Origin of the sequence: Xylophilus ampelinus, assembly GCF_003217575.1 — a bacterium.
In the GTDB taxonomy this organism is placed as follows: domain Bacteria; phylum Pseudomonadota; class Gammaproteobacteria; order Burkholderiales; family Burkholderiaceae_C; genus Xylophilus; species Xylophilus ampelinus.
Window position 1 is genome coordinate 40297 of the sequence record NZ_QJTC01000006.1, and the last position, 23984, is coordinate 64280.

Below are 23984 nucleotides of genomic sequence, written 5' to 3' on the forward strand. Positions count from 1 at the left end.
TCGGAGCAGGCGGAGTATGCGCCGATCGCTTCCGCGCATCCAATCCCGTTCAAAGGGCCGATTGATATGCTGTACATATGAAACCCGACGGCCCGATCGACCTGCGGCTCTGGCGCCAGTTCCTGGCCGTGGCCGAGGAATTGCACTTCGCCCGGGCCGCCCAGCGGCTGCACATGACCCAGCCGCCGCTGACGCAGGCCATCGCCCGGCTGGAGCGCACGTTGGGCGTCCAGCTCTTCGACCGCAGCCGGCGGCGGGTGTCCCTGGCACCGGCCGGCCATGCCCTGGTGCCGGAGGTGCGCGATCTGCTGGCCCGTGCCCAGTCGCTGCCGGCCCGGGCACGCGCCGCGGCTGCGGGCGAGGTGGGCCGGGTGCGCCTCGCCTTCGTCTCCACCATCGGTTTCGAGCAGCTGCCGGCATGGGTCCGGGCCTTCCGGGTGGAAAGCCCGCAGGTGGCACTGGAACTGGTGGAGGTCACCGGCGACGTGCAACTGCAGCTGCTCGCCCGCGGCGAGATCGACGCGGGGCTGATGCTGCATTCGCCCGGCTTCGCGCCCGCCGGCCTGCAGCACCTACCGGTCGCGACCGAGCCGCTGGTCCTGGCGCTGCCGGCCCACCACCCACTGGCGCAGGCCGCGCCGCTGCGGTGGGACGCGGTGCTGGCCGAGCCGCTGGTCGTCTTCCCCCGGCGCATCGCGCCCTCGCTGCACGACGCGGTATTCGGCCTCTACCATGCGGCCGGCCGATCGCCGGTGGTGTCGCAGGAGGCGATCCAGATGCAGACCATCGTCAACCTGGTGGCGGCCGGGCTGGGCGTGGCCTGGGTGCCCGAGAGCGTGGTGCAGTTCCGGCGCGAAGGCGTCGTCTACCGCGCGCAGGGCGAGGGCGGCCTGGCGTCGCGGCGCGGCGGGCCGGTGGTGCCGGTCTGCGAAACCAGCCTGGTCTGGCCGGCCGGGCCGGTCGATCCGGCGCTGGCGCGTTTCGTCGGCTTCGTGCGGCGGGCGCAGGGCGGCTGAACCGTCATGGGGCCACGGCACAATACCGGCCATGCTCCTGTATCCCCACATCGACCCGGTCGCCCTGCAGATCGGCCCGTTGGCCGTGCACTGGTACGGCCTGACCTACCTCGCCGCCTTCGGCCTGTTCCTGCTGCTGGGCAGGCTGCGACTGCGCCACGAACCCTACGCGTCGATGCAGGGCGCCGCCGCCTGGACCCGCAAGGACGTCGAAGACATCCTGTTCCTGGGGGTGTTGGGTGTCGTGATCGGCGGGCGATTGGGCTACTGCCTGTTCTACAAGCCCGGCTACTACGCCACCCATCCGCTGGAGATCGTCTATGTCTGGCAGGGCGGCATGAGTTTTCATGGCGGGCTGCTGGGCGTGATCGCCTCGATGGTGTGGTTCGCCCGGTCGCGGCACCGGCCCTTGCTGCAGGTGGCCGACTTCGTCGCGCCCTGCGTGCCGACCGGGCTGGCGGCCGGCCGGGTCGGCAATTTCATCAACGGCGAGCTGTGGGGCCGCTTCGCCGACGCCGGGTTGCCCTGGGCGATGGTGTTTCCGCAGAGCGGCTCGATGCAGCCGCGGCATCCGTCGCAGGTCTACCAGTTCCTGCTGGAAGGCGTGCTGCTGTTCGTAGTGCTGTGGTTGTACGCGCGGCGTCCCCGCCGGCAGGGCCGGGTGGCGGCGGCTTTCCTCGTCGGATACGGCGTGTTGCGCTTCGTCGCGGAGTTCTTCCGCGAGCCCGACAACTTCCTCGGCATCCTGTCGCTCGGCATGAGCATGGGCCAGTGGCTCTGCGTGCCGATGGTGGCCGCCGGTGCGTGGATGTACCTGCGGGCGCCGTCGGCGGCGCTTCCGGTGGCGAACGGCACCGCAGTCGAAGCCCGATAGTTTGTCGCGCGGCAACGGTCCGGACTGTCGGCGGTCCGCGCCCGGCGGTCGCTCATCCGCTTGGCTTTGTTGTGTAACATGCTGACAGTACGCAAGCCATCGCCTGCGATTCCGACATGCCGCTCCTCGAGGAAGACCGCCTGAAGGCACCCATGGAAGAAGGACAGTCGAAGCTCATCGATGTCAGCGAGCTGCGCAAGGGCATGTTCATTCAGCTCGACCTGGGATGGATGGACCATCCCTTTCCTCTCAACAGCTTCAGGATTTCCACCGACGAGCAGATCCGCACGATCGTCTCGCTGGGGGTGGCGAACGTGCGGCATTTTCCCGAGCGCAGCGATACCCCCGCGCCTCCGGTCCCGGACGCTGCCGAGGCGGCACCTGAATCCTCTTGCGACGCCACCGGTGTCGCGGGCGACCGAACCGACGGAGTGTCCACGGACGGCGCCGCCCGCCGCGCCCGGGCCCGCAGGCTCGAGCGTGAGCAGCACCGGCTGGCTGTCTGCGAGCGGCAGTTCTCCGACGCTTCCCGGCAGTTCCGCCGTGTGGTCGAGACGTTGCATGCGAGCCCGCTCCTGGCGCGTCAGGACAGCGAATCGGTGGCGAGCCGCTGTGTGGACGAGCTGATCGGACAGGGCGAGTCGGTGATCCGGCTGCTGTCCGAGAGCGTCGGCGAGCGCAGCGGCCAGCATTCGGTCAATGTGATGGTCGTCTCGCTGATGCTGGGCCGTTCGCTCGGCCTGCAGCGCGAGGCCCTGGTGGAGCTGGGTCTGGCCGCCCTGCTGCACGACATCGGCAAGCTGGAGCTGCCCGACCGGTTCCGCAACGCCGAGGACGGTTTCAGCGCGGTGGAGCACCGGCTCTACCAGAGCCACGTGTCCCACAGCATCTCGATGGCGCAGAGCATGGGCCTGCCGCCCGGCGTGGTCGCGGGCATCGCCCAGCACCACGAGATGGTCGACGGCAGCGGCTTCCCGGCCCGGATCACGGCCGACCGGATGCAGATGCCCGGCAAGATCGTGTCGCTGGTCAACCGCTACGACAACCTCTGCAATCCGGCCCGCGGTAGCGTGGTGACCACACCGCACGAGGCGCTGTCGTTGATATTCGCGCAGATGCAGACGAACTTCGACCCGGTCGTGCTCGGCGCCTTCATCCGGATGATGGGCGTATACCCGCCCGGCTCGATCGTGCAGCTGGGCAACGACCGCTACGGTTTGGTGGTGTCGGTGAACGCGCAGCGGCCACTGCGGCCCAAGGTGATCCTGCACGACCCGGCGGTGCCCCGCAATGAGGCGCTGATCCTCGACTTGGAGACCCAGCCCGAGCTGGGCATCCGGCGCAGCCTCAAGCCGCACCAGTTGCCTAAGGCGGCGATAGACTATCTCTCGCCGCGCCGCCGCATCTGCTACTTCTTCGAGCGCGCTGCCGATCCCGACGCTATCGGGGTCGCCGCGTGATCGCGTACGGCTCCGCGCCGCTGATCGAAGGGCTGCTCGAGGCGGTCTGCGTCGTCGATGCGGCCACCCTGAAGGTGCTCTACGCCAACCAGGCCGCCACGGTGCTGCTGGCCCTGGAACGCTCGTCGCTCGTCGGCCGCCCGGCGACCGAGGTGTTCGACACGCTCGAGGACACCGCTTTCTGGAAGGACACCCTCGAAGGCACTGCGCAGCCGATCCGTTCGATGAGCCGCCTGGTGCGGGCCGACGGCACGGTGCTGCACGTCGAGCGCTGCATCGAGTCGGCCGAATGGTCGCCGCACGGCCCGGTGTGGGTGGTCGGTATGGTCGACCGCACCCAGCAGCGCAAGGCCGAGGACGAGCTGGAAACGCTGATCGCCGAGCTGCGCGCCACGCTCGAATCGACGGCCGACGGCATCCTGGTCTGCGGCCTCGACGGCGCGATGCGCGCCTTCAATCGCCGTTTCGCGCAGATGTGGGAGATTCCCAAGTCGATGCTGATGCAGCGGGACGACGCGGCGATGCACGCGCTGCTGGCCGCGCAGGTCGACGACAGCGCGCGTTACCTGCAGCGGCTGGCCGACATCAACGCGTCCATCGCGTCCGAGGCCACCGACATGCTGCTGCTGCGCTCGGGCCGACTGCTGCAGCGCACGGTGCTGCCCCAGTTCAGTCGCGGCCGCATCATCGGCCGCGTTTTCTCGTTTCACGACATCACCGAGCGCGCCGCCGCCGAGAAAGGCCTGCGGCTCGCGGCCAAGGTGTTCGAGTCGTGCCCGGACGCGGTCTTCATCACCGATGCGCACCACCGCGTGGTCTCGGTCAACCCGGCCTGCTGCAAGCTGACCCGCCACGAGCACGAGGTATTGGTGGGCCTGAGCGCGATCGACCTGTTCGAGGAACGCGACGCAGGACGTTTGTTCACCGAAGTGCAGAAGTCCTGGCAGGCCTCGGGCTTCTGGGAAGGCGAGGTCTGGCACCGCCGCGGCGACGGCTCCAATTGCCCGGTGCGGCTGTCGTGGGTCGTGCTGCGAGGACCTGCGGGCGAGGTGGTGCAGACCATCGGCTTCTTTCGCGATCTGTCGGGCCAGCGTGCCGCGCAGCAGCGGATCGAGGACCTGGCCTACAGCGACGTGCTGACCGGCCTGCCCAACCGGCTGCTGCTGTCACGCCGTGTCGACCGGGTACTGCAGCTGCACTGCGACGCGCCCGCGCCGTTCGCGGTCCTGTTCGTCGATCTCGACCGGTTCAAGAACATCAACGATTCCCTCGGCCACCAGTTCGGCGATCGTGTGCTGGTCAAGGTGGCCGACCGGATCAAAAGCTGCCTGCGGCTGGCCGACACGCTGGCGCGCCTGGGCGGCGACGAGTTCGTGATCCATCTGCACAACGCCGACGCGCCTTCGGCAGAAGTCGTGGCGCGGCGGATCATCGAGGCGCTGGCCCAGCCGTTCATGCTCGACGACATGCGCTTCTCGGTCAGTTGCAGCATCGGCGTGGCGCTGTATCCGCAGGACGGCCAGACGCTCGACGACCTGGTGCGCCATGCCGACACCGCGATGTTTCGCGTCAAGGAGCACGGCCGCGGCAGCTACCGCTTCTACCAGCCGCAGATGAACGCCAACCTGCTGGCGCGGATGCAGATGGACCATGCGATGCGGCAGGCGCTGGAGCACCAGCGGTTCCGGCTGCACTACCAGCCGCAGATCGACATGCGCACCGGCGAGCTGGTCGGCGTCGAAGCGCTGATCCGCTGGACCGACCCCGAACTTGGCTCGGTGTCGCCGGGCGTGTTCATCCCGCTCGCCGAAGAGTCGGGCTTCATCATCGCGATCGGAGCCTGGGTGCTGGAGGAAGCGGTGCGCCAGGGCGCGCTGTGGCAGCAGGCGGGCACGCCGGTGCCGGTTTCGGTCAACGTGTCGGCGCTGCAGTTTCGGCAGCCCGACTTCGTCGAACGGGTGGCCACCGCGATCCGCGTCTCCGGCCTGGATGCGAAGCTGCTGGAGCTGGAATTGACCGAGTCGATCCTGGTGCAGGGCGCCGACGAGGCGGTGCTGCGGCTCGACGCCCTGGCCAAACTGGGCGTGCGCTTGGCGATCGACGATTTCGGTACCGGCTACTCCAGCCTGGCCTACCTGAAGAAATTCCCGATCCACCGGCTGAAGATCGACCAGTCCTTCGTGCGTGGCCTGCCCGACGACGAGAGCGACCGGGCCATCGTCACCGCGATGATCAGCATGGGCCACGCGCTGCGCTTCGAGATGGTGGCCGAGGGGGTCGAGACCCACGCCCAGCGCGACTGCCTGCACGCGCTGCACTGCAACCTGTTCCAGGGGTATCTCTGCGCGCCGGGTATGCCGGCAGAAGACCTGACGGTGCGGATGCAGGCACAGCCTTTCATGCCGCCCCGGGGCTGAACGGAACGACCCCGCGCCAAGGTGCGCCGGCCACGACGAAGCTGGGCGCCGGCAGCCCTTGTGGAGCGTGCACGCCGTCGGCGCATGGATCGGCATGTCGTCGATGCAGCGACCAAGGACGCGGGGAGTGCCGCGGGGCCGGTGCACCGAGAAGGAAGCGGGTGTCTGCGAATGCCACCGAACTCTCATCCTGAACCGGGGGTTCAGGTGGGCGAGGGCAGCCAGGCATTGGGTTCATCTGACGCGAGATGATCACGCCTGCCCGGCGATGTACCAAGCCCGGGCTCAATGAGCATTGGTTCAAGGAAATATAAAGCCCGGCGTGCACCGCAGACGCTGTCGATTGTAGGCCTGCGGACCGGTGCGGCAAGGGAAAACCTGTACCCGAATATCCATGGGGCGGTGCGGTCCTGCGGCTGCGGCGCTCTAGGCTGGCGGCCGGTCGTCCAGCGCCTCGTCCAGCCGCGCCAGCAGGTGGCGCCAGCGCGCACCGTCCTCGTCGGCACCGGGCGCCGCTGCGGCAGGCGTGATGGACGGGGGCTCGGGGGCCCTGTCGATCACGTCGAACGCCAGGTTGAGGGCGGCCAGCACGGCGATCCGGTCGCGGGCCCGCACCTTGCCGGCTTCGCGGATGCGCTGCATCGTCGCATCGACCCGCTCGACCGCGGCCCGCAGCCGGGCCTCGCCGCCTTCGGGGCAGCCGAGCAGGTAGCTCTGGTCCATGATCTGCACTTCGAGCTGCTTCATTCGAAGTCCCGCGGTTTGGACGCATCCTGCAGGGCGGACAGGTCGGGCGGAAGGCGGTCGATCAGGGCGTCGAGCCGGTGGCGCGCGGTGCGCAGGCGGTGCCTGAGCGCATCACGCTCCTCGGTCAGCGCGGCGATCTGCCGGCCCATCGCCCGCTGCGCGCGCTGCATCTCGGCATGGCGCAGCAACAGCCGTTCGACGCGTTCGGCGATTTGGTCGAGGGGGGCGGTTGGAGCCATATGAGGCAGCGATTGTAGGGTTTCGACCGGCATGGCAGGCAGGTTGAAAAGCGACATCGGCACGCTTTCGCGGGCACATGCGGCACCGGCTGCAATCGGACACATTTAGAATCGCCTGTGTTGGTGCTCGCGGCCTGGTTCAGCAGGGCGCAGTTCAACGGGAAGCAGGAGGGTGCCGCACGGTGCCTGACCTGCGCTGCCCCCGCAACGGTCAGCGGACGAGTCGCGAGACTCTGCATGCCTCCACACACGCCACTGGGCGCACCGAACGCGTGCCTGGGAAGGCGAGGCGTGCCGTTCCGCCAGCCCGGATACCGGCCAACGAGGTGGATGCGTGCGCCCGGATCGTTCCGTGCGGCGCGTCCGTGACGCCCACACGCCGGCGGGGAAGTCGGCCAGGGCTCCTGCTCTCTTGTGGTGTTCCCGATGAAAACCATTACCGCTGCGCGCCTGTCCGCGCTCGCCCTGGCCCTGTCCGCCGCTTTTCCCCTTCTCGCCCAGACCGCATCCGGTGCCCAGCTGCAGGACACCGTGGTCACCGCCACCCGGGTGGCCCAGCCCCTGTCCGACCTGCTGGCCGACGTTTCGATCATCGACCGCGAGCGGATCGAGTTGAGCGGCGCGGTCGGCGTGGCCGACGTGCTGGCCCGCCAGCCGGGCATCGAGATCATCCGCAACGGCGGCCCGGGCAACAGCACCAGCGTGTCGATCCGTGGCGCCGAGTCGCGCTTCACCGCGGTCTACGTCGACGGCGTGCGCGTCGATTCGCAAGCCACCGGCGGCGCGGTGTGGGAGCAGATTCCGCTGGCGCAGATCGACCGCATCGAAGTGCTGCGCGGCCCCGCCGCCGCGGTGTACGGATCGGACGCCATCGGCGGCGTGATCCAGCTCTTCACCAGGAAGGGCGAGCCGGGCAGGCCCGCGCCCTACGTGGGCGTCGGCGTCGGCCGCTACGGCCTGCGCAAGGCCGAGGCCGGCATCAGCGGCGTGGCCGACGAGCGCGGCGCGATCGACTATGCGCTGGGCATCGCCCGCGAGAAGAGCGACGGCTTCGACGTGCAGCCCAACCGCCTGCGCAGTCGCACCGACGGCCTGCGCGACCCCGACCGCGACGGCTACGAGTCCACCAACCTGAGCGCCCGCCTGGGCCTGCAGATCGACCCGCGCCACCGGATCGAAGGCACCTTCCTCGCCAACAACCTCGAATCGCGGTACGACAACGTTCCCTACCTGCCCGCCAGTCCGGCGGACGACCGCAACCTGCACCGCCTGCGCACCGGCGGCCTCGCCTGGCAGGCCAAGTGGACCGACAGCTACAGCACCAAGCTGCAGGTGACCGAGTCGCGCAGCCGCTACGAGACCACGCCCTCGGCCTACATCACCGCCACCACGCTGCGCGGCTACCTGTTCCAGAACCAGTGGCGCAGCGGCCCGCACCTGGCCACTGCCGCGCTGGAGCGGCGCGAAGACCGGCTGGAGAATCCGCTGGAGTTCAACGGACCGCTCGACCGCACCCGTTCGCAGAACGCGCTGGCGCTCGGCTACGGCTTCCACACCGGCCCGCATACGCTGCAGCTGAACGCGCGGCACGACAAGGACGGCGAGTTCGGCGGCAAGACCACCGGCAGCGCCGCCTACGGTTATGCGATCGCGCCGCAGTTGCGCGCCACCGCGTCGATCGGCAGTGCCTTCCGCGCGCCGACGCTCTACCAGCGCTTCAGCGATTACGGCACGGCGACCCTGAAACCGGAGAGCGCCCACAACGTCGAGGCCGGCCTGCGCTGGGCCGAGGGCGCCGCCAGCGCCGGCATCGTCGCCTACCGCAACAAGGTCGAGAACCTGATCACATTCGTCGACGCATCCCAGTGCCTACAGGAGCAGGGCGACGGCTGCTACCAGAACGTCGCCCATGCGGAGTACAGCGGCGTGACGCTGTCGGGCGGTCGCACCCTGGCCGGCGTGGCGCTGCGCGGATCGCTCGATTTCCAGGACCCGAAGGACCTCGACTCGGGTCGCCAACTCGCCCGCCGGTCGCGCCGCCACGGCACCCTGGGCGCCGACACCACCGTCGCCGGCTGGACGGTGGGCGCCGAGACGCAGTTCTCGGCCAGCCGTTTCGACAACGCCGCCAACACCCGGCGCCTGGGCGGCTACGCCCTGCTCAACCTGTACGCCAGCACCCGCATCGCGCGCGATTTCACCTTGATCGCCCGTATCGACAACTTGGCCGACAAGGACTACCAGCTGGCCCGCACCTACGCCACGCCCGGCCGCTCGGGCTATCTGGGCGTGAAGTGGGCGCCGCAGTGACGCGACACACCCCGTGGTGACCGCCGCCGCATCCTGCCCGGCCCTCCCGGTGGCGGCGTCGGCCTCGGGCCAGGGCAGGACCACCGTCGCGGCCGTGCCGGGCTGGAGAGCCCCGCCGTGACCGCGCCGCTCCTCGTCGCCCGCAGCGAGCTGGTTCTCGGCGGCCAGAAGAGCGGCAAGTCCCGCCGCGCCGAGCTGCTGGCCGCCGCCTGGCTCGCCGCGTCGCCGCGCCACCGCGGCGTGATGCTGGCCACCGCCACGCCCTGGGACGACGAGATGCGCGCCCGCATCGCCCGCCACCGCCAGGACCGGGCCGGGCGGCTGCCGGGCATGCAGACGGTGGAAGAGCCCCTGCACCTGGCCGACGCCCTGGCCGTACACAGCCGGCCCGAGACCTTGGTCGTGGTCGATTGCCTCACCCTGTGGCTCACCAACTGTCTGATGCCCGCCCCGGCAGAAAATAGCGAGTCGAATATGCCTTCAGCCGGCGATTTGTCCCGACTGGTAGCTATTCTTTTAATAGCAATCGAGCAGGCACCCGGTCCGGTGGTGCTGGTCTCCAACGAGATCGGCCTGGGCGTCGTGCCGCTCGGCCGTGAGGTGCGCCGCTTCGTCGACACCCTCGGCCTGCTCAACCAGGGCGTGGCGGCCACCTGCGCCCGGGTGACGCTGGTGGCGGCCGGCCTGCCGCTTGTGCTGAAGGACACGCCGTGAGACTGCCGACCATCGCATTCCTCTCGTCCCGCCGGCACCGGGCGTTCGCCGCAGTCGCGCTGCTGCTGTCGGCGCTGGCGGCCCCGCTCCATGCGACGGCCCAGCCCTTCGACGTCACAGACGGCCGCGGGCGCACCCTGCGGTTCGAGCGTCCGCCGCAGCGCATCGTCAGCCTGCTGCCCTCGATCACCGAAAGCGTCTGCGCGCTCGACCGGTGCGACCGGCTGGTGGGCATCGACCGGTATTCCAATTTTCCCGAGAGCGTGCGGCGGCTGCCGCAGGTGGGCGGCGGCATCGACCCGAACATCGAGGCGATCGTGGCGCTGCGGCCCGACGTGGTGCTGCTGGCCGTGTCCTCGCGCGCCAGCGACCGGCTGGAGGCGCTCGGCATCCAGGTCGTCGCGCTGGAGCCCAAGACCCATGCCGACGTGCGGCGGGTACTCGACACCCTGGCGCGGCTGCTGCAGGTGCAAGGCGACGCGGCGGCGCGTGTCTGGCGGGCGATCGACGCGGGCGTGCAGGCGGCGGCGCGGGCGGCGCCGCGGCGCGGCAGGCCGACGCGGGTGTACTTCGAGGTCAGCCGCGGGCCGTACGCGGCGGGCACCGCGTCTTTCATCGGGGAGACGCTGGCGCGCCTCGGCGCGCAGAACGTGGTGCCGACCGACATGGGGCCGTTCCCGCGGCTCAACCCCGAGTACGTGGTGCGCGCCGATCCCGACGTGATCATGGTCGGCAACCGCAGCATGCAGTCGATGGTGCCGTACCCCGGCTGGCAGAGCATGCGCGCGATCCGCGAGCAGCGCATCTGCGTCTTCGGCCCCGACGAGGCCGACGTGGTGGTGCGCCCCGGCCCGCGCATGGCCGATGCGGCCCGCATCATGGCGCGCTGCCTGGCGGAGAAGGCACCGTGAGGGCTTGCCGCGCCGTGGTGCCGGCGCCCTGCCGTCCAGGCAGCGTGCGGACGGCAGCCGCTCGGAAGGGGCGCGCATGAACGGCCGTGCCGTCGCGCTCGGCGCGGTGCTGCTGGTGCTGGCGGCGCTGCTGCTGGCGCTGGGCGCGGGCATCGGCAGCACCGGTTTCGAGAGACTGGCGGCGGCGCGGCAGGACCCGGTCGCCTGGCAGATCGTTTGGGAGATCCGGCTGCCGCGCACCGCCGGCGCCTGGGTGGCGGGCGCGCTGCTGGGGCTGGCGGGCGCGGTGGCGCAGGGGCTGTTCCGCAATCCGCTGGCCGACCCGTATTTGCTCGGCAGCGGCTCGGGCGCCTCGCTCGGCACCGCGCTGGCGCTGCTGTGGGGCGGCCGGGCCGCCTCCGCGGCCGGCAGCCTGTGGCTGCAGCTGGGCGTGACCGGCGCCGCCTTCGCCGGCGCGGTGTTGGGCGTGGTGCTGACGCTGCTGCTGGCGCGCGGCGCCCAGCACACGATGCGGCTGCTGCTGGGCGGGGTGATCGTCGGCGTGGTGCTGGGCGCGGGCAAGGACCTGGTCACGGTGGCGGCGCCGCGCATCCTCGAATCGATGCAGGGCTTCACCCTGGGCAGCACCAGCTTCCTGGGCTGGCAGGCGGTGGCGCTGATGGCCGGTGCGCTGGCGCTATGCCTGTTGGCCGCGCGGCTGCTGGCACCGGTGCTCGACGGTCTGGCGCTGGGCGAGGCGACCGCCGCCAGCATGGGCCTGTCGCTGCCGTGGCTGCGGGCCGCACTGGTCGCGGTGCTGGCGCTGGCCACCGGCACCGCTGTGGCCCAGACCGGGCTGATCGCCTTCGTTGGCCTGGCGGCGCCGCACCTGGTACGCCCGCTGCTGCACTCGACCCATGCGGCGCTGCTGCTGTTGTCGGCCTGCATGGGCGGCGCGCTGTTGATGGCGGCCGACCTGCTGGCCCGCTGGCTGATCGCGCCGCAGGAGCTGCCGGTGGGCGTGCTGACCGCGCTGCTCGGCGGCGGCTATCTGCTGTGGCTGATGCACCGGCGTTCGCTGCGGGGTGGGTCGTGAGCCCGCGCCCGGCCGTACCGCAGCCGGCGCGCACCGCCGCCTCGCCCGGCGCGTCAGGGGTCCGATGAGCGCCGCGCTGGAAGCCCGGCAGGTCCACGCCCGGCTGGGCGGCAGCGCGATCCTGCACGGCATCGACGTGGCCTTCGCGCGCGGCCGCTGGACCTCGGTCATCGGTCCCAACGGCGCCGGCAAATCGACGCTGCTGAAGGTGCTGGCCGGCCTGCTGCCGTACCGCGGCGAGGTGCTGCTGCACGACCGCGACCTGCGCGGCTACCGCGGCCGGGAGCGCGCGCGCAGCCTCTCGTGGCTGGGCCAGGGCGAGGGCGACCGCGGCGGGGTCGACGACCTGACCGTCTACGACGTCGCGATGCTCGGCCGGCTGCCGCACCGGCGCTGGCTGGCCGCGCCCGGCGCCGACGACCGCGCCGCGGTGGAACGCGCCCTGCGCGCCACCCAGGCCTGGGCCTGGCGCGACCGGCCGCTCGGCGCGCTCTCGGGCGGCGAGCGCCAGCGGGTGCTGCTGGCCCGCGCGCTGGCGGTCGAGGCCGAAGTGCTGCTGATGGACGAGCCGCTGGCCAACCTCGACCCGCCGCACCAAGCCGACTGGCTGCAGACGGTGCGCGCGTTGGTCGCCGAAGGCCGCACGGTGGTCGGCGTGCTGCACGAGATCTCGATGGCGTTGCATGCCGACGCGCTGGTGGTGGTGGACGCCGGCCGGATCCGGCACCGCGGGGCCTGCGGCGATCCGGCGACGCACCGCGCGGTGGAGGCGGTGTTCGACGACCGCATCGCGGTGCGGCGGCTGGACGACCAGTGGGTGGCGGTGCCGCGGTAGCGCCGGCCACTGCCTGCTGAAGCGCAGGGCGGCGCATGCGCCGGAAATCCACCGTCGGCTTCGGCCGCAGCATCCCGGTTCATCCAATGGCTGGCCGGGGCGCCGCCGCCGGCAGCTGAACTTTCCAGAAAGACCATCCATGCAGATCGAAACCCCTCCCAGCGAAAAACCGTACGAGAAGCCCGAGGGCGAACGCCGCGGTCTCGTCCTCGTCAACACCGGCGACGGCAAGGGCAAGAGCACCTCGGCCTTCGGCTTGGCCCTGCGCGCCCACGGCCGCGGCAAGGCGGTGAAGATCTACCAGTTCATGAAGGTGCCCAGCGCGCGCTTCGGCGAGCACCGCGCGTTCGAGCAGCTCGAGGCATTCCGTACGGCGCCGGGCCGCCCCAAGCCGGACGCGGCCCCCTCGGGGGGCAGCGAGGACACGCAGTGCCGAGCGTGGGGGCCCATTCTTGAGGGCCTGGGCGACGGCTTCAGCTGGAAGAGCCAGGACCTGGAGCGCAGCGCGCGACTGGCCCGCGACGGCTGGGAAAGGGCCCGCGCGGCCATCCTCTCGGGCGACTATTTCCTGGTGGTGCTCGACGAGATCACCTATCCGCTGATCTACGGATGGCTGCCGCTCGACGGCGTGCTGGAGACGCTGCGCAGCCGACCGAGGGACGTGCACGTGATGCTCACCGGCCGCCGCTGCCCGCCCGAGATCGTCGAGCTGGCCGATACGGTGACCGAGATGCAGATGGTCAAGCATGCGTTCAAGGCCGGCATTCCGGCGCAGCGCGGCATCGAGGACTGATGCACGGCGCGGCTCTTTAATGAAAATGCATTATCGTTAGCGCCCTTTGCATTCTTGCCGGCTCCCCAGGGCCTGCGACCGACGTCCCACCATGCGCCATCTGCCCTTCTCCCTGCGGCTCGCCGCCGCGGCCTGCGCCGCCGTGCCGTTCTGCCACGCCGCCGACCTGCCGACCCAGCAGGTCACCGACACCCGGCCCGAGGCCGGCGGCTCGCTCGACCTCGACCTGCCGGGCGAGACCGGCTCGCGCCTGGGCCTCGCGCCGCGGGAGACGCCGGCCAGCGTGAGCCGCATCGACGGCGCCGAGATGGCCGAGCGCAGCCTGACCCGGGCGCAGGACGCGGCCGTGCGCCTGCCGGGCGTGACCGAATCGCCCGCACCCGGCAACGGGGGCACCGCGCTGGCGGCGCGCGGCTTCGTCGGCCACGACTCGGTGGCGCAGATGGTGGACGGCACCCGGCTGGTGGTGGCCAACGGCACGGTGACCTATCCGTTCTCGACCTGGCCGCTGGAGGGCGTCGAGGTGTTGCGCGGCCCCGCCTCGGTGCTGTACGGCGACGGTGCCCTCGGCGCGGCGGTCAACTACCTGACCAAGCGGCCGCTCTTCGACCGCGGCGAGCGCGAGGCCTTCGTGGGCGCCGGCTCCTACGGCCTGCTGCAGGCCGGCGTGGGGCTGCGCGGGCCGGTCAACGAGGTGCTGGCGTACTCCCTGTACCTGGATGCCGACCGCAGCGGCGGCTACAACCTCGACATGGCCTACCGGCGGCAGAATCTCTCGGCCGCGCTGGCCCTGCGGCCGACCGGCGCGCTGCGCATCGACCTGTCGGTGGACGCCGGGCACAACCACGACGGCCACTACTTCGGCACCCCGCTGCGCGGCGGCGTGCTGGACGACCGGCTGCGCCGCACCGGCTTCAACCTGGCCGACGGCATGGTCCGCTACGACGACCGCGTCTGGCGCGCCAAGGTCGAGTACCGGGCCGCGCCCGGCCTGCGGCTGCGCAACGAGACCTACCGCCTGACCAGCCAGCGCCACTGGCGCAACGCCGAGACCTACGCCTTCGACACCACCGGCACCCGGGTGAACCGCAGCGACTACGTCGAGATCCTCCACGACCAGCAGCAGACCGGCAACCGGTTCGACGCCACGCTCGACGGCCAGATCGCCGGCCGGCGCAACCGCTTCGTGGTGGGCGTGGACGGGTACCGCACCCGGCTGCTCCACACCAACAATGCGCCCTACGACGGCGGCAGCACGGTCGATCCGTTCGCGGTGGCGCCGGGTGTGTTCGACAGCCCGGTGCCCACCACGCCCGGCCGCCGTTCGACACTGGAGACCCGCGCGCTCTTCGCCGAGAACGCGCTCGACCTCGCACCGCGGTGGAAGCTGGTGGCCGGCCTGCGCAGCGACCACATGGAACTCGACTTCACCAACCTGCGCAGCAGCCTGCCCGGCGCCCGCCAGGCCAAGATCTACACGCCGGTGACCGGCCGCATCGGCCTGGTCTGGGCGGCGAACGACGCGCTATCGCTCTACGGCCAGTACGGCACCGGCACCGATCCGCTGAGCGGATCGCTTTCCCTGCCCAACGGCTCCGACGCCTACGACCTGACCCGGGGCCGACAGCTGGAAGTCGGCGCCAAGGGCAGCGTGCCGGCGGTGCGCGGCGAATGGACGGTGGCGCTCTACCAACTGCAGAAGCGCGACATCCTCTCGCGCGAGCCGCTCGACCCGGCGGTGGCGCAGCAGATCGGCCGGCAGTCCTCCACCGGCATCGAGCTGGCCTTGGCCGCCGAGCCCTTGCGCGGCTGGACGGTCGATGCCAACGCCTCGTTCCTGCGCGCCCGCTACGACCGTTTCGACGAGGCCCAGGCCGGCGGCGGCGTGCTGTCCCGCAGCGGCAATACGCCCCCCGACGTACCCGAGCGCAGCGCCGGCCTCTGGACCGCCTACCGCTTCCGGCCGCAGTGGCAGGCCGGCTTCGGTGCCCGCCATGTCGGTCCGCGCCAGGCCAATGCGGCCAACACCGCGCGCCTGCCGTCGTATGCGGTGCTGGACGCGTCGCTGAGCTATGCCTACTCCCGCCGCCTGACCGTGGCCCTGGCGGTGAAGAATCTCGCCGACAAGGTCTATGCGCTCTCCGGCGCGGGCGACGTGTTCTGGCTGCTGGGCGCGCCGCGCACCGTGCAGCTGACCGCGCGCGCCCGCTTCTGAGCCGGCAGAAGGTCGCCCACGCCATGAAGCCGGCCCTGGTCTTTCCGCACACGTGGCGGGGCGTGACGCCGGCCGCGTCGCGTGCCGAGGCATCGCGCCGCTGGCAGCGCCGGGAGGGGCGGCGGTGAACGGCCTGTCCGCAGCGCTCGCCGATGCCACGCTGGCGGCGCTGGCCCTGGTGGTCGCGCTCGCGGTCGACTGGCGCTGGGGCGAGCCGCGGGTCTTGCATCCGGTGGTGGGGATGGGGCGCTACCTGGGTGTTGCCGGGCGATGCTTGATGCGGCGGGGCGATGCGGATGCCGACGCTGGCGTCGATGGCTCCCCGTCCACCGGCCGCTGGCGCCTGTTCGCCGCCGGCGCCCTCGCATGGGCCGTCGGCGCGGTCGCCGTGGGAGGGGCCGCCGCGCTGCTGCAGTGGGTCGCGCTGCAGCTGCCGCCGTGGGCGGCGGCGGCGGCGATCGGCCTCGCGCTCAAGCCGCTGCTGGCGTGGCGCATGCTGCACGACGAAGTGGCGGCGGTCGAGGCCGCGCTGGCCGTGTCGCTCGACGCCGGGCGGTCTCGGCTCTCGCGGCTGGTCAGCCGCGACGTGACGCGATTGAGCGCTGCCGAGGTCCGCGAAAGCGCGATCGAGACCCTGGCCGAGAACCTCAACGATTCGGTGGTCGCGCCGCTGTTCTGGTTTTTGCTGCTCGGTCTGCCGGGCGCGGCCGTCTACCGCTTCGCCAACACGGCCGATGCGATGTGGGGCTACCGGGGCCGCTGGGAATGGGCGGGCAAGTGGGCCGCGCGGGCGGACGACGTGCTGTCGTGGCTGCCGGCGCGCATCACCGCGGCCTTGTTGCTCGGCCTGCGACCCGCGCTGTGGCCGCGCCTGCCCGCCGAAGCCCGTCGCACCCCTTCGCCCAACGGCGGCTGGCCGATGGGGGCGATGGCGCTGCGGCTGGGCGTGCGGCTGTCGAAGCCGGGCGCCTACTACCTGCATCCTGGCGGACGCACCCCGCTGCCTGCCGACACTGCGCAGGCACTGGATTTTGCTATAAAAGCGGTCCTGGCCGGCGTACTGTGCGGACTTCTTGCTATATATTCGATAGCATTGGTTAGGATGGCCTGATCCGCGCGCGTAGCGGCCCGGCACCGCCTGCGGCCGCACAATCGCCGCCGTCTGCCTGTTTCCTGTCTTCCGCCGCCGATCCCCGCCTGCCATGACCGCTTTGCCTCTCGATGCCATCGCCGCTGCCCGCGTCCACGGCGGCCCCGACGGCGGCGGCCCGGTGCGCTTCGATTTCTCGACCAACGCCAACGCCTGCGGGCCGTCCCTCGCGGCGCTGGTCGCCGTCCAGGCGGCCGATGCCACCCGCTACCCGGACCCCCGGTACACCGCGCTGCGCGAACGGCTGGCCGCGTTCCACGGCGTGGCGCCCGGCCGCCTCCTGCTGGCCGCCAGTGCCAGCGAGGCCATCTTCCGCATCACCGCCTGGGCGGCGCAGCGCGGCATCCGGCAGGCATGTATCCCGACACTGGCCTACGGCGACTACGCCACCGCCGCCGCGGCCTGGCGGATGGCGGTGTACCGCGCGGACACGGCGTCGGCATCGGCGCCGATGCCCCGGGCCGGTGCGGTGCCGGTCCTGGTCTGGGCCTGCGATCCGTCGAGCCCGCGCGGCACGTCGGATCCGGTGCCCGCCGCCGGCCCCGACGACCTGCTGGTGCTCGACCGGGCCTACGCGCCGCTGCGCCTGTCCGGTCGCTCGGCCTGGGCGCCGGCCGACCTCGACCGCGCCTGGCAGCTCTGGTCGCCCAACAAGGCCCTGGGCCTGACGGGCCTGCGCGCCGCCTACGCCATCGCCCCGACGGGCGCGGAGGCGTCCATCGCCGGGCTCTACGGCCTCTCCCCGTCCTGGCCCGTCGGCGCGCACGGCGTGGCCCTGCTGCAGGCCTGGTGCGAAGACACCACCCAGCTCTGGCTGGCCGAAAGCCTCGAAACCCTGCGGGCCTGGAACGCCCGGCAGCAGGCGATCTGCGACGGCCTGGGCTGGACGGTGCTGCCCAGCGACACGCCGTTCTTCTGCGCGCGGCTGCCGCTGTCGTCCGCGCGCGCCGCGGCGCTGCGCCGGGCCGGCATCCAGCTGCGCGACGGCACGTCCTTCGGCCTGCCCGGCCATGCCCGCCTGTCGGTGCAATCGCCGGCGGCGCAGGACGCGCTGCGGGCCGCGTGGCAGGCCGGATGAGCCGTCGGCCACGACCCACCGCTGCACCCGATCGTGCACGCACGGCAAGATCTGCGGCCGACAACGCGACAATCCACCGCCGGCCCCACCCTTTTTTGGAGAACTCCTTGCTCCGTACCGACCGCGATGACAACCGCTCCGTCGCCCTTTACTGGGATTTCGAGAACCTGCATGCCAGCCTCTTCGAGGACCGCTACGGCGAGGGCGCCTATGGCCGGCCCGACGGGCGCTTCAAGCTGCAGGAGCCGCTGGTCGACGTGCGGGCGATCGTGGAGCTGGCGGCGTCGTTCGGGCCGGTGGCGATCAACCGGGGGTACTGCAACTGGCAGTTCTACGGCCGCTACCGCGACGCGCTGCTGCAGGGCGGGGTGGAGCTGGTGCAGCTGTTCCCGCCGGGGGCGTCGGCCAAGAACGGGGCCGACATCCGCCTGTGCCTGGAGGCGGCCGAGGACATCCACCGCTTCGGCCACATCGAGACCGTGGTGATCGTCGGCGGCGACAGCGACTTCATGCCGGTGGCGCAGCGGATCAAGGCCGCCGGCCGCGCCCTGGTGGGCGTGGGGATGCGCCGCACCACCAACCGGCACTGGGCCAAGAGCTGTCACGAGTTCCGCTACTACGACACCCTGATGGCCACCGCGGCGGCGGCTGCTGCTGCGGCGGAGGAAGCCGGCGCCCCGGCCGCCGACGCAGAGCCGCAACCCGCGGCGCGCACGATATCCGACGCCGACCCGGCGGCGGAGCTGCTCTGCCGCGCGGTGCGGCTGTTGGCAGACACCCGGGGCGATCCCTGGGTGAGCAAGGGCGGCGTGTGGCACATGATGAAGCGGCTCGACCCGGCCTTCGACCCGCGCGAGCACGGCCATGCCGACTTCCCGTCGATGGTGCGGGCGATGGGCGACATGATCGAGGTGACCATGGGCGAGACCGGCCGTCTGCTGCGGCTCAAGGCATGAACGCCGTGTGCGGGCACCGACCGCCCGCGGACATGGCCGAAGCCGTGTCCCCGCCGCCTGCGTCCGCCGCATGACCGCCCGCTGCGTCATGGTGCTCGGCACCACCAGCGGTGCCGGCAAGAGCTGGCTGGCGACCGCGCTTTGCCGCTGGTACGCCCGGCAGGGCCTGCGCGTGGCGCCGTTCAAGGCGCAGAACATGAGCAACAACGCCCGGGTGGTGGCGGGCGGCGAGATCGGCAGCGCCCAGTATTTCCAGGCGCTGGCCGCCGGCGTGGCGCCCGACGTGCGGATGAACCCGCTGCTGCTCAAGCCCGAGGGCGACATGCGCAGCCAGGTGGTGGTGCTGGGGCAGGTCGATGCCGCGCTGTCGAAGCGCCCGTGGCCCGGCCGCAGCGCCAGCGTCTGGCCGCAGGTGTCGGCCGCGCTGGATGCATTGCGCGCCGAGCACGACGTGGTCGTGATCGAGGGCGCCGGCTCGCCCGCCGAGATCAACCTGAAGGACGACGACATCGTCAACATGCGCACCGCGCTGCATGCCGATGCCGCCTGCCTGCTGGTGACCGACATCGACCGCGGCGGCGCCTTCGCCCACCTCTACGGCACCTGGGCGCTGCTGCCGGCCGAAGAGCGGGCGCTGCTGCGCGGCTTCGTGCTCAACCGGTTCCGAGGCGATGCGTCGCTGCTGGCGCCGGGGCCGGCGCAGCTGCAGGCACTCACCGGCGTGCCGCTGCTGGCCACCCTGCCGATGTGGCGCCAGCACGGCCTGCCAGAGGAAGACGGCGTGTTCGACGACGGCGCCAGCGCCACCGGCGCGGTGCACACCACGATCGCGGTGGTGGCTTGTCCACGGATCAGCAACCTGGACGAATTCCAGCCGCTGAAGAGCGTGCCGGGCGTGCGCCTGGTCTGGGCCCGCTCACCGGCCGCGCTGCATGGTGCCGACTGGGTGGTGCTGCCCGGCTCCAAGCACACCGCCGCCGACCTGGACTGGCTGCGCGCCCAGGGCCTCGACCGGGCGGTGGCCGGGCATGCCGCCCGCGGCGGCCGGGTGCTTGGCATCTGCGGCGGGCTGCAGATGCTGGGCGAGGCGCTGGTCGATCCGCACGGCATCGACGGCAACGGACCGGGCCTGGGCCTGCTGCCGCTGGTGACGGTGTTCGACCCCGACAAGACGGTGCGCCACCGCGCCACCGGCTTCGGCAGCAACGTGTGCGGCCCCTGGGCCGCGCTGGCCGGCATGCCGGTGACGGGCTACGAAATCCGCCACGGCCGTACCGCCGAGCATCCGGCGATGGCCGGTGCCGGCGACGTGGCCCGTCCGGTGCTGCCCGACGGCCTGGGCTGGCAGAACACGGCCGGCAACGTGCTGGGCGTATACCTGCACGGCCTGTTCGAGGACGCGGCGGTGCTGCGGGCGCTCTTCGGCGCGCGGGCGCCGACGCTCGACGCGGTCTTCGACGGCCTGGCCGATTTCATCGACCGCCATTTCGCGCCCGGCGTGCTGCAGGGGCTGCTGCCGCCGGCATTTCAACCATCACTTTCTTCGATTCCATGACCGACGACCTCACGTCCTTCGAAGCCTCCTTGCCCGCCATCGTATCGCTCGACGATGCGGCGCTGGCGGCCGCATTGCAGCGCTGCATCGACCGGAAAACCAAGCCCCTCGGCTCCCTCGGCCGACTGGAGGGCCTGGCGCTGCGGCTGGGCTGCATCCTGGGCAGCGAGACGCCGTCGCTGCGGCAGCCGCAGATGGTCGTCTGCGCGGCCGACCACGGCGTGGCGGCGCAGGGCGTCTCGGCCTTCCCGAGCGACGTGACCGGGCAGATGGTGCGAAACTTCATCGCCGGCGGCGCTGCGGTGAGCGTAATGGCGCGTCAACACGCCATCGCGCTGACGGTGGTGGACTGCGGCGTGCGCGAGCCATGCACCGCCGCGGCGGCCGCGGATGCGGGCGACAGCGCCTTCGTGCGCCTGATCGACCGCCGCATCGGCCCGGGTACGGCCGACAGCAGCCTGGCCACCGCGATGTCGGACGCGCAGTGCGCCCAGGCCGTGCGCCACGGCATCGCGCTGGTGCAGGCCCTGCCCGGCAACGTGGTGCTGCTGGGCGAGATGGGCATCGGCAACACCTCGGCCGCGGCCCTGCTGCTGGCCCGCCTGGCCGGCCTGCCGGCCGCCGACTGCGCTGGGGCCGGCACCGGCCTCGACGCCGCCGGCATCGCCCGCAAGGCCGCCGTGCTGGAGCGGGTGCTGCAGCGCCATGCGGATGCCGCCCGTCCGCTGCAGGCCCTGGCGGCTTTCGGCGGCTTCGAGATCGCGACGCTGGTCGGCGTGGTGCTGCAGGCCGCCGAAGAGCGCCGCGTGGTGCTGGTCGACGGCTTCATCACCACCGCCGCGGTGCTGGTCGCGCAGATGCTGCGGCCCAACGTTCTGCAGCGCTGCGTCTTCGCCCACCGCTCCGGCGAGCGGGCGCATGCCGCGATGCTGCAGCACCTGGGCGCAGAGCCGCTGCTGGACCTGGGCCTGCGCCTGGGCGAAGGATCGGGCGCTGCGCTGGCCTGGCCGCTGCTGCAGTCGGCCTGTGCGGTGTTGGCGGAGATGGCGAGCTTCGAGAGCGCGGGGGTGTCCGGGAAAGGGTCGTGAGCGCCGACCGGCTCTGGTAGAACCGGTGCTTTCGATTGCCGGACATTCCACATGACCCGTGAAGTTCGACGGTTCGGGCGATGGGGCGTGCCGGCTCTCGCCGGCGGCGCGCTCTGCATGGGAGGCTGTGCCGCCCCCCTCTCCGGTCGCTGCCGGTGCCCGCGCCCGCTCGACTGCTGAAACGACGCCCGGCACGCCTGCCGGCACCGGCTGCACACGCACGGATCCGCGGCGCCGGCCGTTGCAGACATGCGCGTGCTCACACCAGCGGCGGCAGCAGATCCAGCACCATCACCATCGCCAGCCCCACCACCGACACGATCGACTGCACCACCGAGATCGTTTTCGTCGCCTCGCCCATCGTCATACCGAACGACTCCTTCACCAGCCAGAAGCCGGCGTGGTTGGCGTAGTTGAAGAACAGCGATCCGCAGCCGATCGACAGCGCCAGCAGCGGCGCGTTGATCGACGCGGCACCCGCGGCCGCCAGCGGCGCCAGCAGGCCCGCCGCGCCCACTATGCCGACGGTGGCCGAGCCGGTCGAGACCGACAGCAGCATCGAGATCAGCCAGCCCAGCAGCAGCGGCGACAGGGCCAACTGGTGGCTCATGTAGACGATGGCGTCGCCCACGTGCGCATCGGTCAGCACCTGCTGGAACGCGCCGCCGCCGGCGATGATGAGCAGCACGTTGGCGATCGGCTTGACGCTGTCGCCGAGCGCCTTGCGCACCGCCTCGGGCCGACCGGGGCGCAGCACCAGCACCGCGAACACCACGCCTATCAGCATCGCGACGATCGGGTTGCCGACGAAGCCGGCCACCTTCAGCAGGGCCGAGCCCTTGTCGAGCACCACTTCGCCCAGCGCGTGCAGCAGCATCAGCAGGGCCGGGGCCAGCGCGGTCAGCACGCCCAGGCCGATGCCCGGTGGCGACTTTTGCGACGCGGCCGCATCGGTGCCGGCGGCGTCGGGCGCGTACTGGGCGATCAGCGCGTCGTCGGGCCGCACCGCCAGGCGCGGGGCGATGAAGTTGCCGTAGACCGGCCCGGCCAGCACGATGGCCGGGATGGCGGCGACGAAGCCGTAGAGCATCGTCGCGCCGACGCTGGTCTTCAGCGTGGCGATGGCCGTCAGCGGGCCGGGGTGGGGCGGCACCAGGCCGTGCATCGCGGCCAGTGCGGCGATCACCGGCACGCCGACGTACACGTAGGCGGAGCCGCTGCCTTTCTCCTCGGCTTCGAGCTTGCGCGCCACGCCGAAGACCAGCGGCAGCAGCACCACCAGTCCCACCTCGAAGAACATCGGAATGCCGATGACGAATGCGACGCCGGTCATCGCCCAGGGCAGGGCGCGGCGCGACGCGCGGCGGATGACGGCGTTGGCCACGCTGTCGGTCACGCCGGAGTCGGCCAGCAGCTTGCCCAGCATGGCGCCCAGCGCGACGACCAGCCCCACCGCCCCGAGCGTCTTGCCCGCGCCGCCGGAGACGGCCTGCACCACCTTCTCCAGCGGCATGCCGGTGACGAGGCCGGTGGCCAACGACACGATCAGCAGCGCCAGCAGCGGATGCAGCCTGAGCCGCGACACGATGAGCGCGACCAGCGCCAGCACGCTGACAAGCGCGGTCGCCAGCAGTTGGATATCTTGGGAATTCATGGGCGGCGCAGTCGTGGCAGGAAGAACGATGCTATTGGAATTCGGGCGAGGGCGTCGGGCGGCGGCCCCTGCGGCGTGCCGGGAGGCCGGGCGGGAGACCCGCGGCAGGGTCGTGGGGCGACCCAGGATGCATTTGCTATCATTTCGATAGCTTGAGGTCGGCGTTGCGCGCCGGCTACAGGCACTTTTTATCGAAATCCCGGCCGGTGGGCGGCCTCAGGCGTCGGGCGCCGGCGTCTTGGGTTCGTAGTCGCAGCATGCGGCCACGCTGCAGCGCCAGCACTGCGGCGTGCGCGCCTGGCAGACATAGCGGCCGTGCAGGATCAGCCAGTGGTGCGCATGCACCATGAAGCGCGCCGGCACCCGCTCGAGCAGCTTCAGCTCCACCGCCAGCGGCGTCTTGCCCGGCGCCAGCCCGGTGCGGTTGGAGACGCGGAAGATGTGGGTATCGACCGCCATCGTCGGCTCGCCGAATGCCACGTTCAGCACCACGTTGGCGGTCTTGCGACCGACGCCGGGCAGCGCCTCCAGCTCCTCCCGGGTACGGGGCACCTCGCCGCCGTGGCGGTCGACCAGCATCCGGCAGGTGGTCAGCAGATTTTTTGCCTTGGTGCGGTAGAGGCCGATGGTCTTGATGTAGCCCTCCAGCGGTTCCAGCCCCAGGTCGAGCACCGCCTGCGGCGTGTTGGCGACCGGGTAGAGCCGGCGCGTGGCCTTGTTGACGCTCACGTCGGTCGCCTGCGCACTGAGCAGCACCGCGGCCAGCAGCTCGAAGGGGCTGGCGTACTCCAGCTCGGTCTCGGGCGTGGGGTTGGCCGCCTCCAGAGTGGCGAAGAAGGGCTCGATCTGTGCGATCTTCATGGCGATGCGTTCTGGGGGAGTCGGAATGGGTCGCCC

20 protein-coding genes, 1 other RNA gene and 1 riboswitch are annotated in these 23984 nt (G+C 71.6%); of the genes, 16 read left to right on the forward strand and 5 right to left on the reverse strand.

The window, feature by feature from the left end; translation table 11 throughout:
• Positions 1-77 precede the first annotated feature (77 nt).
• The 4 genes from DFQ15_RS05840 to DFQ15_RS05855 all read left to right on the forward strand — a co-directional run bounded on the left by DFQ15_RS05840 (position 78) and on the right by DFQ15_RS05855 (position 5767).
• Entirely contained in the window at positions 78-1016 is a 939-nt protein-coding gene (locus DFQ15_RS05840) for a LysR family transcriptional regulator (protein ID WP_110465075.1), read from the forward strand.
• Positions 1017-1047: 31 nt separating this feature from the next.
• Entirely contained in the window at positions 1048-1890 is an 843-nt protein-coding gene (gene lgt / locus DFQ15_RS05845; RefSeq protein ID WP_110465076.1) for a prolipoprotein diacylglyceryl transferase, read from the forward strand.
• A 116-nt stretch (positions 1891-2006) separates the two neighbouring features.
• Complete coding sequence (locus tag DFQ15_RS05850; protein ID WP_233504302.1) at positions 2007-3350, forward strand: HD-GYP domain-containing protein; 1344 nt, start codon at positions 2007-2009, stop codon at positions 3348-3350.
• Positions 3347-5767 (forward strand): sensor domain-containing protein, encoded by a 2421-nt coding sequence (locus DFQ15_RS05855; RefSeq protein WP_110465077.1) that lies wholly within the window; start codon positions 3347-3349, stop codon positions 5765-5767. The genes DFQ15_RS05850 and DFQ15_RS05855 overlap by 4 nt, the downstream gene beginning before the upstream one ends.
• A 158-nt stretch (positions 5768-5925) precedes the next feature.
• On the opposite strand, the gene ssrS is transcribed toward DFQ15_RS05855, so the two are convergent.
• The 3 genes from ssrS to DFQ15_RS05865 form a co-directional block, all read right to left on the reverse strand.
• Positions 5926-6106, reverse strand: a non-coding RNA gene (ssrS, locus tag DFQ15_RS18270) — 6S RNA.
• 87 nt (positions 6107-6193) lie between these two features.
• Positions 6194-6514 (reverse strand): cell division protein ZapA, encoded by a 321-nt coding sequence (locus DFQ15_RS05860; protein WP_110465078.1) that lies wholly within the window; start codon positions 6512-6514, stop codon positions 6194-6196.
• Complete coding sequence (locus DFQ15_RS05865) at positions 6511-6753, reverse strand: DUF904 domain-containing protein (protein WP_110465156.1); 243 nt, start codon at positions 6751-6753, stop codon at positions 6511-6513. The genes DFQ15_RS05860 and DFQ15_RS05865 overlap by 4 nt, the downstream gene beginning before the upstream one ends.
• 104 nt (positions 6754-6857) lie before the next feature.
• Positions 6858-7090, forward strand: a riboswitch (cobalamin riboswitch).
• Between the two features lie 89 nt (positions 7091-7179).
• Between DFQ15_RS05865 and DFQ15_RS05870 the strand changes: the two genes are divergently transcribed.
• From DFQ15_RS05870 to cobT, 12 genes are all read left to right on the forward strand, one after another.
• Positions 7180-9063 carry a TonB-dependent receptor domain-containing protein gene (locus tag DFQ15_RS05870; RefSeq protein ID WP_110465079.1) on the forward strand — a complete coding sequence of 628 codons (1884 nt, stop codon included), beginning with the start codon at positions 7180-7182 and terminating at the stop codon, positions 9061-9063.
• Positions 9064-9180: 117 nt separating this feature from the next.
• Positions 9181-9777, forward strand: coding sequence for a bifunctional adenosylcobinamide kinase/adenosylcobinamide-phosphate guanylyltransferase (locus DFQ15_RS05875; protein ID WP_110465080.1), 597 nt, complete (start codon positions 9181-9183; stop codon positions 9775-9777).
• Positions 9778-9836: 59 nt separating this feature from the next.
• The gene (locus DFQ15_RS05880) at positions 9837-10688 is read left to right on the forward strand and encodes an ABC transporter substrate-binding protein (RefSeq protein WP_233504307.1); all 852 of its coding nucleotides are present in this window, start codon (positions 9837-9839) and stop codon (positions 10686-10688) included.
• A 76-nt stretch (positions 10689-10764) separates the two neighbouring features.
• The gene (locus DFQ15_RS05885) at positions 10765-11763 is read left to right on the forward strand and encodes a FecCD family ABC transporter permease (RefSeq protein ID WP_110465082.1); all 999 of its coding nucleotides are present in this window, start codon (positions 10765-10767) and stop codon (positions 11761-11763) included.
• Between the two features lie 64 nt (positions 11764-11827).
• Positions 11828-12598 (forward strand): ABC transporter ATP-binding protein, encoded by a 771-nt coding sequence (locus DFQ15_RS05890; RefSeq protein WP_110465083.1) that lies wholly within the window; start codon positions 11828-11830, stop codon positions 12596-12598.
• A 139-nt stretch (positions 12599-12737) separates the two neighbouring features.
• Positions 12738-13391, forward strand: coding sequence for a cob(I)yrinic acid a,c-diamide adenosyltransferase (cobO, locus tag DFQ15_RS05895; protein WP_110465084.1), 654 nt, complete (start codon positions 12738-12740; stop codon positions 13389-13391).
• 91 nt (positions 13392-13482) lie between these two features.
• Positions 13483-15606 (forward strand): TonB-dependent receptor, encoded by a 2124-nt coding sequence (locus DFQ15_RS05900; RefSeq protein WP_110465085.1) that lies wholly within the window; start codon positions 13483-13485, stop codon positions 15604-15606.
• Between the two features lie 124 nt (positions 15607-15730).
• Entirely contained in the window at positions 15731-16717 is a 987-nt protein-coding gene (gene cbiB, locus DFQ15_RS05905; RefSeq protein WP_374941008.1) for an adenosylcobinamide-phosphate synthase CbiB, read from the forward strand.
• Between the two features lie 91 nt (positions 16718-16808).
• Positions 16809-17834, forward strand: a complete 1026-nt coding sequence (locus tag DFQ15_RS05910) for an aminotransferase class I/II-fold pyridoxal phosphate-dependent enzyme (RefSeq protein ID WP_110465086.1) — start codon at positions 16809-16811, stop codon at positions 17832-17834.
• A gap of 107 nt (positions 17835-17941) precedes the next feature.
• Positions 17942-18790 carry an NYN domain-containing protein gene (locus DFQ15_RS05915; RefSeq protein WP_110465087.1) on the forward strand — a complete coding sequence of 283 codons (849 nt, stop codon included), beginning with the start codon at positions 17942-17944 and terminating at the stop codon, positions 18788-18790.
• Between the two features lie 70 nt (positions 18791-18860).
• On the forward strand, positions 18861-20345 hold the full coding sequence (locus tag DFQ15_RS05920; RefSeq protein ID WP_110465088.1) for a cobyric acid synthase: 1485 nt from the start codon (positions 18861-18863) through the stop codon (positions 20343-20345).
• Positions 20342-21433: a nicotinate-nucleotide--dimethylbenzimidazole phosphoribosyltransferase gene (gene cobT, locus DFQ15_RS05925; protein WP_110465089.1), complete on the forward strand. Its 1092-nt coding sequence runs from the start codon at positions 20342-20344 to the stop codon at positions 21431-21433. The genes DFQ15_RS05920 and cobT overlap by 4 nt, the downstream gene beginning before the upstream one ends.
• Positions 21434-21692: 259 nt before the next feature.
• Here cobT and DFQ15_RS05930 read toward each other — a convergent pair whose 3' ends face one another.
• Positions 21693-23087, reverse strand: a complete 1395-nt coding sequence (locus tag DFQ15_RS05930; RefSeq protein WP_110465090.1) for a GntP family permease — start codon at positions 23085-23087, stop codon at positions 21693-21695.
• Between the two features lie 216 nt (positions 23088-23303).
• Positions 23304-23948, reverse strand: coding sequence for an endonuclease III (gene nth, locus DFQ15_RS05935; protein WP_110465091.1), 645 nt, complete (start codon positions 23946-23948; stop codon positions 23304-23306).
• Between the last annotated feature and the right edge of the window lie 36 nt (positions 23949-23984).